The sequence below is a fragment of the Pseudoalteromonas sp. G4 genome (assembly GCF_028875915.1).
Taxonomy (GTDB): domain Bacteria; phylum Pseudomonadota; class Gammaproteobacteria; order Enterobacterales; family Alteromonadaceae; genus Pseudoalteromonas.
This window is the reverse complement of sequence record NZ_JAPEHW010000047.1, coordinates 23157-33161: the sequence shown is the minus strand read 5'-3', so window position 1 is coordinate 33161 and position 10005 is coordinate 23157. Positions and strand designations below refer to the sequence as shown.

The window sequence follows — 10005 nt, the reverse complement described above, 5'->3', positions numbered from 1 at the left end:
GTTCGAACCTCGTTACTCGCTCCAACTCTTCTTCAAGTGAATTAAGATAAGTTAACCGCCAAGGTCGAACTTTTAATGTCAAGAGTTCAAACCAAGTTACTTGCTCCAATTCTTCTTCAAGTGAATTCAGATAGGTTAACCGCCAAGGTCGTACTTTTAATATCAAGAGTTCAAACCTCGATACTCGCTCCAATTCTTTTTCAAGTGAATTTAGATAAGTTAACCGCCAAGGTCTAAATTATAGCACCAAGAGCTCTTATTTTAGTTTGTGTTGAAACTAGATATAAAGATTTCAGAATTCAGAAAAACAATCAGAAACTTTCTTTAGAAATCTCAAATCCAGCTTTAAATTGGTAATGAGTTTTGTCTTAAGTCGTGAAGAGCACGTTTCTTATTGATAATATCTTCAATAAGAGGACGTAGAATTAATTCCATCGCTAAACCCATTTTCCCCCCAGGCACTACCATGGTGTTCATGCGTGACATAAAAGCACCATTTATCATTTGTAGATAATAAGGGAAATCGACATCTTCAATACCGCGAAAACGAATAACCACAAAGCTTTCATCCAATGAAGGGATGTCTTTTGCACTAAAAGGGTTTGATGTATCTACAGTCGGTACGCGCTGAAAGTTAATGTGGGTGCGAGAAAACTGCGGAGTAATATGATTGATATAATCATCCATTGAACGCACGATAGAGCCCATTACAGCCTCATGTGAGTGACCTCTATCTTGCGTATCGCGAATAAGCTTTTGGATCCATTCAAGGTTAATGATCGGCACCATGCCAATTAGTAAATCGACGTGTCTTGCAACATCGACATCTTTATCGACCGCACCTCCATGTAAGCCCTCATAAAATAAAATATCAGTGTCATTTTCAAGGTCTTGCCATGGCGTAAAGGTTCCAGGTAATTGGTTGTACGGAACGGCTTCGTCAAAGGTATGAAGATAGCGACGGCTTTTACCGGTACCTGTGTTGCCATAGTCAGTAAATAATTGTTCTAGTGAAGCAAGGTCATTGGCCTCTGTGCCAAAGTAGCTGATGTGTTTGCCTTCCTGATGAGCCTCACGAATACGCTTATCCATTTCTGGGCGGGTGTAGCGATGGAAACTATCCCCTTCAACAAATGCCGCGTTGATGTTTAAGCTGCGAAAAATGTGCTTAATTGCATTGGTCGAAGTGGTAGTTCCTGCACCGGACGAACCTGTAATTGCAATGATGGGATGTTTGGCAGACATAGAGCACACTTTTTTAGTTGTTTATGTGTTTATATCTGGGCAGCTCGTGTTGGTCAAGTCTGTCTTTATGACAATAGCTATGTTATTAATTATCAAAATAACCATTAAATACCGAAAATAATAATGAAAAAAGCAGTTGGTTTTGCGGTAATCGCCATCGCAAGTCTTCCCTTGTTTGCTAATAACACTGCCTCTACTTTGCCTAATACAGATGTGTTTTTAGTTAAGTTAAAAGGCAATACCATTATCTCAGCAGAAAATATTTCCAACCGAATTGGCTATGATAATCAACCTAATTTTGTTGATGGTGGCTTGCTATATACCGCTGGGTTTCAGCAAGGTGAACTATGGCAAACCGATGTAATGCTTTACGATTTCAAAACCAAGCAAACAAAGAACTTAACCAATACCGATGTTAGTGAATATTCGCCAACTAAAGTACCCAATGAAGATGGATTTTCAGTTATATTGGAAGGGCATGATGCTAGTCAGGAACTTTGGCAATATGGTTTTAGTAAACCAGTAACTGCAAAATTATTGCGTAAAGAAGTAGGAAAAATTGGCTATCATGCTTGGGGACAAAATTACGATTTAATTACCTTTGTACTTGGGAAGCCGCACGCTCTTTACTTTGGTAACACACAAAAACAAACAGGTAAGCCAGTCGCAAATGATATTGGCCGTACTTTGGCGTTTAATAAAACACGCAATGTTTATTCTTTTAGCCAATATAAAAATGATCAGCAGTGGATCACCTTATTCGATAGTCAAAATGAATCATTAAAACCTGTGCTGCAACTGCCAGAAAGCGTAGATTATTATGCTTGGCAAGGTGATGATGCACTTATTTATGGTAAAGGTAGTGCAATATACCATTGGCGATTAGATAGCAGTGATAAGCCTTCCAAATGGCTAGATTTAAGTGCGCACTGTGCACATAAGATCACTCGATTAAAATATCAAAGCTCGACAAATATGCTCGCTTTTGTGTGCGATCGAACTTAGCACCAGTTTTTTAAATCTAGTGTCTATCACAAAATCGTTGCCAAGTTATGTTGCTTGGCAGCGCTCTGACTCCACGAATAATTTGCCATAGTAATTTGCTGTTAGAAAACTCATTGTCGGTATAGTCTTTAAAACCCATTAAATAATTAAATGCGTCTTTGCTTCCGGCTTGAATCGATGAGATACGAATTTGTGCTTCGAAATTGAGTCGAAAAGAACTTATTGCGGCTTTTCTACCATCTAAGTCGATATTGGGGATATGGCATTTTTGCAAATAGCCCGCTCGCTCTCCTTCGCCAGAAAACCAAATACGCACTTTTTCACTGTAGCGTCCTGATTTAGCCGGTAAATCGAACATTAATCGCTGTTGATTTTGGCTTTTTAAATAGTCTAGGTAATCTAAGAACCCATGTTCAATTAGCATTGGGTGTACTGGCACGCGTCTGGGCTTTATTTTATTATTGGTGTGAAAGTTAAAGAAGTAATGGCCATCTTGTTTGATTACCGAGTCTACTGAGAGCTGACCAATTTCATCACTATATGCGCCAGTATAGTAGCTTAAAAGCGGTAGCCAAAAATGCCAGTGTTTGGCTTGCTCGCGAGGCATTTTTTGGTCGCCATAAATATACCCTTTGAATAAGGTATGGATTTCCATATGAGTAAATGGGCGGCGGCCAAGGTGTGACTTCACGGATTATCCACTATATTAATCAGTTAGCGACTATTCTAGCAAAAATTGGTGGAATAACTAGGCTGAATTATCACGTTAAATCAATTTTTAATAAGAGCGTTTAAAACGCTCTTATTAAAAAAACCGATCTTTAACTTGTGCATATTGGTAATATGCGAACTGCCCAATCCGTCTAAATCGCGCAAAAGGTAAATAAGGTAAAGGAGTGTTATACAGCGGTAATTCAGGTACTTTTTTGCCTGCTACCATTTGCGCCATACGAAAACCAGCTTGTGCACTAAACGAAACACCAGCGCCACAATAACCTAAAATAAAGCCAAGTTTACCGTCAAAATTAATATGTGGCATATCATCAAGCGCAGCTGCGATAAAGCCATTCCAATAATAATCATGCTCGATGTTTTTGAGCGAAGGAAAGCAGTCATTAAGCCCTTTTTTAAGATTTGCCAAATAAACAGGTTTATTTTGATGTTTGGCATAGACCGCGCCCCGACCACCAAATAACAGTCGGTTGTCTGGTAGCAGGCGATAATAGTATTTAAGTGTACGTGTATCCATGCAGACTTGATTCGTTTGCAAACCAGATTCAGCAAGTTGCTGCGATGTAAGCGGTTTCGATACAAAAATACTGCTTAAAATTGGTAGGTAGCGATTGTTAATCACTTGATGGCTTTGCTTATTGTTGTAGGCATTACCAGCCATAATGAGTTTATTACAGCTGACTTTAAATCCATTTACACTTAATTCAAACCCATTTGCAGTTTCAATAATGTGTTCAACCAGTGAATTTTCGTAAAGTGTTACGCCACTTTCAAGGGCAAGGGAACGATAACCCAGTAGTAGCTTTAATGGATTTACACCAAAGCTGTCACTATAACGAAGCGCGCCAAATGCTTGCTGGTTTTTCATATAATGAGCGCTTAGCTCTTCTTGGCTGAGCCATTGGCATGGTGGTGTATTAGCGTTTTGTAAGTGAGTTTGAATGTAGTCTGCTTGGGCATTTAGGCTTTGCAAAGCGTTTTGATTGTGGGCTATTTTTAAATAGCCATTTTCTTGTTTATCACAATCAATATTATGTTTTGCAATAAGCTGTTCTACACGATTTACTGCATCACTGAACTCAGCATAAATCCCTTTACTGACATCAAGCCCCCATTTATTGGTCATTTGCGGGTAACTTAAGCGGCCAGAACCTTTTAATACAAAGCCAGCATTACGAGCACTGGCGCCAAAACCTACTTGATTTGCTTCCAGTACGCACACATCGAGCTGATGTTCACTTGCAAGATAATAAGCCGTTAATAAACCAGAATAACCACCACCAACAATGGCGACATCATGTTGCTGTGCTTTGCTTACGTTGGGCGTCGCTTTGGGTAATGCAATGGTGCTGGCCCAATAGCTAGATGCAAAGTCTTGCCCCTGACAATGAGGGTGATGCAAAGGATCGTAAACGTGAGTCATCAGAATTCAATTACCATTTCTGCAGCACTGCAATGGCAAGGTACGCCACAAATTGTGCACTGATAGTTTTCTTTAATACTGTACTCATACCAGCGGTTTTTATGCTCTTTTATCAATTTTCCACCGGCTTTGGTGAAGTATTTAACTGCGCCATTCCCTGGGCTTTGTTGCCATAAATGGCCAATACCCGCTTTAGCGCCTTGTTGTTTTAATGCATTAATAGACGCTGTTAATAGCTTTGGACCAATGCCTTTACCTTGTTGATTAGGGTCGACCGCAATACATTTAAAATAGGCCATATTTGCTTGCGAGCATGGCCATAAAGACGGGCTGCACCACTCATCAAGTGGCCATTGATTGGCGGCATAACTTAAGCGCAGCCCCACAACGTTATCATCTTCTAAGGCAATAAAGTTGGCATTGATACCATTTTGGGTTGCCTTTTTTTGCATATCAACAAGGCTAGATAAATCAAGGTAATTATCGCCATGCACTTTATTGGCAAGCAATAATGCTTGTTGATAATACGCTTCGGTTAACGGAGTAATGTTGATCATTGTGTTAAGTCGTCGAGCAAAGCGTTTGCTTCGATTTCGATAGCTATTTGTTCATCACTTAAATCTAACCCCACTAACAATTCGTCATCGTGTAAATCGGGAAGTAAGTCAGTCAAATCATCAAGTTCAAGTTCAATTACGTTGAAGCCGCGCCATTCACCACTACATTGGTGCTTAGCAGCATCAGATGATGCCCATAGCAAGAGCACATCACGTTCTTCTTGAAACTCGGAGGGGGCGATTAATAAACCGTTTTCGCTACTAAGCACAAAACATTGTTTAGATTGTTTTACTTGGCTTACAAAGTCTTCTATGCGTTCAATGTGTTCGCTCATGCTGATTAATCCCTCGGGGCTGTTTCAGTGTTTGAAGCTCGATGTTGGTGAGCAACATGAAATGCTAATAGTGATGGAAAAGAAGATATATCCGTTAAGTCTCTAAATATAATCCAGTCAACTAAACAATAAAGCGAGATAGCAAGATAATTGTAATCGTTGAATTCGCCTTTTTCCGCTGCATCATTAAGTACTGATAATACCCCTTGTACGCGGTCACGTTGTAAATTGAAAAATAATTTATCGTCGTTAGTATCAAAATCAGAGCGCTTACAAATTAATAGTTCAACGAGTGAATCATTCGCTGAATTAATCAGTGTTAGGGTATTTTCCTGATCCCAACTAAGCGGTGAGAAATCTAATTTTTGACTGAGGTAGCGATAAATAACATTTGAATCAAAAATGACTTGTTCACCATCAACCAACATTGGAATCTTACGAGTTGGATTAAGCTTAACTAGCGTTTCTCTGTCTTGCTCAGCAAAAATGTTTAAATTTAAAAAATCGAATTGAATGTTTTGCTCAATGGCAAGAGCACGCAATCGGCGTACATAAGGTGAGGTTAGCGACCCATAAAGTTGCATAAATAGCGCTCGCTTAATATGAATTTTTGTTATTTATATCAGGTCTTGGCAAGTGATACTATGGCTTGGTAATGACAATTTTAGTTTGAACATAAAAATGAAAACGCGTTTAGCAACCCAATCAGATTTAGCCGCCATTGTTGATATATATAATCAGACGATTGAAAGCAGAATGGTAACCGCAGACACCGAGGCACAATCGGTGGAAAGTAAGCAAGTGTGGTTTGATAGCCATACAGAGAGTCGCCCATTATATGTTGTGACAGAAAACGAGCAAGTGGTTGCATGGCTGAGCTTTAAATCATTTTATGGCCGCCCTGCATACGATGGCACTGTGGAAATTGCTATTTATGTAGATAGTGAGCAGCGTGGTAAAAATATTGGCCAACAGTTACTTTCGTTTGCACTGTCATTGTCACCTAAGCTTGATATAAAAACGCTTCTTGCCTTTATCTTTAGTCATAATACGCCAAGTATGCGTTTGTTTTCTAAAAATGGTTTTGCTGTTTGGGGCGAGTTACCTAATGTGGCAAAGATGGATGATAACGAATACAGCTTAACTATTTTAGGTAAGCGAGTTAGCGATTAATAAACTTAAAAAAGGCTGTTAATCATCGATATAACAGCCTTTGCTAGGAATTTTATTATAAATTACAGTTGATTAAGCCACTGGCTAAAATCACTGTCCATTGATTTACCCCATTCTTTTACCAATGCCTGATAGCGGGTGTATTGGCCTTTGCGGGTAAGTGCTAGCATCTGTTCTACTTTATCGCGTTGTTTTTCCATCATATAACGCGATGCTAAATAGCCCCATACATAAACGCGCTCAGAACCGCCATTTTGTTCATAACTGGTATTAAACAGCTCGCTCAAGTGAATGATTTGCTTTTTAGCTGCTTTAACTGCACGTTCATTGTCTTCACCTTTTGCTATATATTCAGCGATGCCTTCACTCCACCAAACTAAGTGTGGTAGCAGTGGTGCAGGTTTTGGGCAGTATTCAGGGCCTGAGTGGGAGTCGTGTAAGTTGGCGCAAAAGTCACCATACATATTAAAGCGACCATCTAAGTAGTGCACATATTCATGGCTTAGGTTCCAAATTTGCCCTTTCTTTTGATAGGCAACAAATTCAGCTGAATTATTTGGCAAGTGCGGTAAGCCTTCCAGATACATGCCGCCATTATCACTTGGCACGTCGAAATGCGCTGTAACGTATTTCACATAGGCGTCACGATCTTGGTAGATATTTGCGCGAAGGAAGTGGTTGTTATCATTGGCAACTGGTTTACCTTTGGTATTAAAGGTGTTATGAAAGCGTGCTTCTTGCGCGGATAGCATGTTACAAGCTGCATCTTCTTGCTCTTTGCTAAGTGCTTGGTGGCGTAACACTATGGTGTCGCTACACTGCTTAATATTGCTTAAAACGCTTTCAATGTTAGCGGTATTTGCGTTTGCATAAACAGTAAATAATAGACTAGAGAACAGGGTTAATTTCTTCATTGGTATATTGTATTCAATTTTAATTTGGTTCGATTACAGCAAAAATTGAATTGGGGGTCAACAAGCCCTTAAGGATAAAGTTGTATTAAACCTGAGTGGCCTTTCATATCACCAATAATCCATACTTGCTCAAATGGGTGAGGGCTTGGCATCACAAAATGATGCTGCAGCGCCTGAATATCTTGTGAATGCCAAAAAGGGTTTGCATTACGAATAACTAACCAAACACGCTTGGAATCATAATGTTTGCAAGCTTTACTCGCTAAAATACGTTGCAATGCTCTGGTCAATCGCGTTTCGATGGGTTCGAGTAATAATGCGCAAAGGTGCTCTTTAGTTTCAGGACTGAGTTCGCGTTTTAAAATTGCCATGGCTTCTTTTTCACTGCCATACAAGTGGGCGATTTCAATATCCAGCTTTTCTTTTGCCTGATAGCAGCTTACATCTGGTTTACTTGGCTGATTATGCCAAATATGTCGCATTGGTAAATTAAACTGCTTTTCATAAAGGCGTAAAAAGAGTTTGGCTGCTTGATGCTCAAGTTCAACTTTCTCTTTTTCACTGGCATTTAACATGGTACTGAAACAAATAAAGAATGGCCTAGATGTATAGTTACTTTAGCGTTATGGCGCTTTGTAATGCAATAAATTTAAAGCAAAAAAAGTAGTTTCAAAGGTTAGTTTGAAATAAATTTTATTGTTAAAAAACTATAGAAATAATTTTCGAAGATATACTATGGTTATATTCTGTCTTTTAATGTTGTGAACTCTTAATGTCAGCAGTCTATATTTCGCTGGTTGCCTTGTTTTCTGTAGCGGCTCAGTGGTTAGCATGGATTTTTAAAGTACCTGCTATTCTTTTTCTTCTGTTAACAGGGCTTTTGCTGGGCCCTGGTTTTAATGTTATTGACCCAGATGCGATATTTGGTGATTTACTCTTTCCTGTTATTTCATTAGCTGTTGCCGTTATCCTCTTTGAAGGAGCGCTTACTCTGCATATTCGAGAGCTTAAAGGCCTTGAAAAAGTGGTACGCAATTTATGCTCAATTGGTATGTTAGCTTCGTTTGTGGTGATTGGCTGCGCAGCTTATTTTGTACTTGGTTTAGATTGGCGCGTTGCAGCGGTATTAGGTGCCGTACTTGTGGTCACAGGGCCTACTGTAATTGCACCCTTGTTAAATGCGATGCGCCCTCATAAAGATGTCGATAAAGTGTTGCGATGGGAAGGGATTGTAATTGACCCTATCGGTGCTTTATTCGCGGTACTGGTGTTTGAAGCTGTAATGCTTACAGGGCAAGAAAGTATTTTTAATCATACCCTTGGCGCTTTATTTATGACGCTTATAGTGGGGTTGTCGCTCGGACTATTTGCAGGTTGGTTTACCAGCTTACTTATTCGACGTCAGTGGTTACCTTTTGAATTACATAAATTTGGAATTTTGGCATTGGTGTTGGCCACGTTTAGTGTCTCAAACTATTTAAGCCATGAATCGGGCTTACTTGCTGTAACTGTATTCGGTATTTGGCTGGCTAACCAAGATGATCTAGAAATTGATGCAGTGCTTGAGTTTAAAGAAGATTTGTCAATGATCTTGATTTCGAGCTTATTTATTTTATTGGCAGCGCGACTCCATGTTGATGATATTAAACAATTAGGCCCGAGTGTGCTTATTTTTATGGCGTTTGTACTATTTGTTGCGCGTCCGTTATCCATTTTATTATCCACATTTGGCTCCGATTTAAACTATCGGGCACGTGCACTTTTAAGTTGGATTGCACCTCGTGGCATTGTGGCTGCGGCGGTTGGTTCAGTGTTTGCGCTAAGTATGGTTAAAGCTGGCGTGCCGACTTCAGAAAAGTTAGTGCCACTTATCTTTACTGTGATTATTATCACTGTGGTATTGCAAAGTTTAACTGCAGTACCACTCACTAAATTGTTAAAGCTCCGTCAGCCTGAGCCTTCAACAGTGCTGATTATTGGTGCTAACCATGTGGCACGCGAAGTAGCGAAAGGTTTGAATGATATCGGTGTGAGTGTTTATTTATCTGATCCCGCTTGGGAGAACTGTAAAATGGCACGCATGGATGGATTACCTTGTTATTACGGTAATCCACAATCAGAACACGCAGAGCGTTATTTGCCCCTTACGGATATTAGTAAAGTATTAGGCTTGTCACCAAATCGTCATTATAACGCATTAGGTATTCAACATTTTGCACATTTACTAGGCGAAGAAAAAGTGTTTTCACTTAAGTCTTCAGATGCACATGCAAAAGCAAATAAAGACAGTGCGACCTTTTTATCTAGGCAAAATTTGTTTGCCAACGATGCTACCTTTGCACGCTTATCAGGCATGATAGCTAAAGGCGGGAAGGTGAGCGCAACACGGATTGCTGATGCGTTTACCTGGGAAGATTATTTAGAGGTAAATAAAGAGGCTATCCCTTTATTTATTTGGCGCCAGCAAGAATATATTGTGCCTGTTGAAATCGATGGTAGGCAAGTTCCTGCTGAAGGGGATTCGGTTATTGCATTGCAACCTGCCAAAATGTCTGTATTAAAAGAGTCACCGGTGAGCTAGGCGAGCTCTTAACAAGCATAAGGAGAGAGTTTATTTTTCG

The 10005-nt window shown here is 39.7% G+C and carries 11 protein-coding genes; 3 read left to right on the top strand and 8 right to left on the bottom strand.

The window, feature by feature from the left end; all coding sequences use genetic code 11:
• Positions 1-345: 345 nt before the first annotated feature.
• Positions 346-1245, bottom strand: coding sequence for a phosphoribulokinase (locus tag ON073_RS13660; protein WP_274762439.1), 900 nt, complete (start codon positions 1243-1245; stop codon positions 346-348).
• 123 nt (positions 1246-1368) lie between these two features.
• On the opposite strand from ON073_RS13660, the gene ON073_RS13655 reads away from it, so the two are divergent.
• Positions 1369-2250, top strand: coding sequence for a hypothetical protein (locus ON073_RS13655; protein ID WP_274762438.1), 882 nt, complete (start codon positions 1369-1371; stop codon positions 2248-2250).
• 16 nt (positions 2251-2266) lie between these two features.
• Here the strand turns inward: ON073_RS13655 and ON073_RS13650 are convergent, their stop codons facing one another.
• From ON073_RS13650 to ON073_RS13630, 5 genes are all read right to left on the bottom strand, one after another.
• Entirely contained in the window at positions 2267-2941 is a 675-nt protein-coding gene (locus ON073_RS13650) for a hypothetical protein (RefSeq protein ID WP_274762436.1), read from the bottom strand.
• Positions 2942-3055: 114 nt separating this feature from the next.
• Positions 3056-4405, bottom strand: coding sequence for an NAD(P)/FAD-dependent oxidoreductase (locus ON073_RS13645; RefSeq protein ID WP_274762435.1), 1350 nt, complete (start codon positions 4403-4405; stop codon positions 3056-3058).
• Positions 4405-4962 (bottom strand): GNAT family N-acetyltransferase, encoded by a 558-nt coding sequence (locus tag ON073_RS13640; protein ID WP_274762434.1) that lies wholly within the window; start codon positions 4960-4962, stop codon positions 4405-4407. The genes ON073_RS13645 and ON073_RS13640 overlap by 1 nt, the downstream gene beginning before the upstream one ends.
• On the bottom strand, positions 4959-5297 hold the full coding sequence (locus tag ON073_RS13635) for a DUF2750 domain-containing protein (RefSeq protein WP_274762433.1): 339 nt from the start codon (positions 5295-5297) through the stop codon (positions 4959-4961). The genes ON073_RS13640 and ON073_RS13635 overlap by 4 nt, the downstream gene beginning before the upstream one ends.
• Positions 5298-5302: 5 nt before the next feature.
• Positions 5303-5881 (bottom strand): glutathione S-transferase family protein, encoded by a 579-nt coding sequence (locus ON073_RS13630; protein WP_274762432.1) that lies wholly within the window; start codon positions 5879-5881, stop codon positions 5303-5305.
• 97 nt (positions 5882-5978) lie between these two features.
• On the opposite strand from ON073_RS13630, the gene ON073_RS13625 reads away from it, so the two are divergent.
• Positions 5979-6470, top strand: coding sequence for a GNAT family N-acetyltransferase (locus ON073_RS13625; RefSeq protein ID WP_274762431.1), 492 nt, complete (start codon positions 5979-5981; stop codon positions 6468-6470).
• A 62-nt stretch (positions 6471-6532) separates the two neighbouring features.
• Here the strand turns inward: ON073_RS13625 and ON073_RS13620 are convergent, their stop codons facing one another.
• Both ON073_RS13620 and ON073_RS13615 read right to left on the bottom strand, forming a co-directional pair.
• Positions 6533-7384, bottom strand: coding sequence for a collagenase (locus ON073_RS13620; RefSeq protein WP_274762430.1), 852 nt, complete (start codon positions 7382-7384; stop codon positions 6533-6535).
• A 68-nt stretch (positions 7385-7452) separates the two neighbouring features.
• A complete protein-coding gene (locus tag ON073_RS13615) occupies positions 7453-7959 on the bottom strand; it encodes a hypothetical protein (RefSeq protein ID WP_274762429.1) in 507 nt (168 codons plus the stop codon).
• Between the two features lie 197 nt (positions 7960-8156).
• Here ON073_RS13615 and ON073_RS13610 point away from each other — a divergent pair, with 197 nt between their 5' ends.
• Positions 8157-9965, top strand: coding sequence for a cation:proton antiporter (locus tag ON073_RS13610; protein WP_274762428.1), 1809 nt, complete (start codon positions 8157-8159; stop codon positions 9963-9965).
• Positions 9966-10005: the final 40 nt, after the last annotated feature.

What these genes read in the sequence shown, in the direction of transcription:
- ON073_RS13620 (WP_274762430.1), bottom strand. Translation starts at nt 7,384, where the DNA reads ATGAAGAAATTAACCCTGTTCTCTAGTCTATTATTTACTGTTTATGCA.
- ON073_RS13655 (WP_274762438.1), top strand. Translation starts at nt 1,369, where the DNA reads ATGAAAAAAGCAGTTGGTTTTGCGGTAATCGCCATCGCAAGTCTTCCC.
- ON073_RS13630 (WP_274762432.1), bottom strand. Translation starts at nt 5,881, where the DNA reads ATGCAACTTTATGGGTCGCTAACCTCACCTTATGTACGCCGATTGCGT.
- ON073_RS13615 (WP_274762429.1), bottom strand. Translation starts at nt 7,959, where the DNA reads ATGTTAAATGCCAGTGAAAAAGAGAAAGTTGAACTTGAGCATCAAGCA.
- ON073_RS13635 (WP_274762433.1), bottom strand. Translation starts at nt 5,297, where the DNA reads ATGAGCGAACACATTGAACGCATAGAAGACTTTGTAAGCCAAGTAAAA.
- ON073_RS13660 (WP_274762439.1), bottom strand. Translation starts at nt 1,245, where the DNA reads ATGTCTGCCAAACATCCCATCATTGCAATTACAGGTTCGTCCGGTGCA.
- ON073_RS13610 (WP_274762428.1), top strand. Translation starts at nt 8,157, where the DNA reads ATGTCAGCAGTCTATATTTCGCTGGTTGCCTTGTTTTCTGTAGCGGCT.
- ON073_RS13645 (WP_274762435.1), bottom strand. Translation starts at nt 4,405, where the DNA reads ATGACTCACGTTTACGATCCTTTGCATCACCCTCATTGTCAGGGGCAA.
- ON073_RS13640 (WP_274762434.1), bottom strand. Translation starts at nt 4,962, where the DNA reads ATGATCAACATTACTCCGTTAACCGAAGCGTATTATCAACAAGCATTA.
- ON073_RS13625 (WP_274762431.1), top strand. Translation starts at nt 5,979, where the DNA reads ATGAAAACGCGTTTAGCAACCCAATCAGATTTAGCCGCCATTGTTGAT.